Origin of the sequence: Pseudomonas sp. DE0010 (genome assembly GCF_007680745.1) — a bacterium.
Lineage (GTDB): Bacteria > Pseudomonadota > Gammaproteobacteria > Pseudomonadales > Pseudomonadaceae > Aquipseudomonas > Aquipseudomonas parafulva_B.
The window spans coordinates 1-365 of sequence record NZ_VEJQ01000079.1; the positions used below are offsets into that span (position 1 = coordinate 1).

The 365-nt window shown below is 73.4% G+C and carries 1 protein-coding gene; it reads left to right on the top strand.

From position 1 onward, the window contains the following. Nucleotides 1-182: hypothetical protein (locus FS767_RS23080; RefSeq protein ID WP_218571742.1), on the top strand; the 182-nt coding region annotated here is incomplete at its 5' end. Nucleotides 183-365 lie beyond the last annotated feature (183 nt).

The window sequence follows — 365 nt, forward strand, 5'->3', positions numbered from 1 at the left end:
CTGACCGGCAGGCGCCTTGGCTGCAGGTGCAGGTGCAGGTGCAGGTGCAGGTGCAGGTGCAGGCTCGACCTTGGCCGGCGCGACAGGTGTCGATTCGGCGACCGGGGCCGCTGGCGCTGCGGGTGCCGGTGCCTCCGGGACTACTGGAGGAGTGGCGGGCCTGGCCGTTTCAGACGCCGTAGCAGCGGGAGCCTCGGCAGGCGCCGCCTTGGGCGGCTCGACGGGGGCCGGGGCAGGAGCTGCGGCGATGGCAGCCGGATTCTGTACCTGCGCCGCCCAGGCCGTGGCCTTGGTGGCCGTGCCGTTCAACCGGGCGTCGGTGCTACCGGTCGCCGTGCAGGTCAGGTGTTCGGCCTGGCCGCACT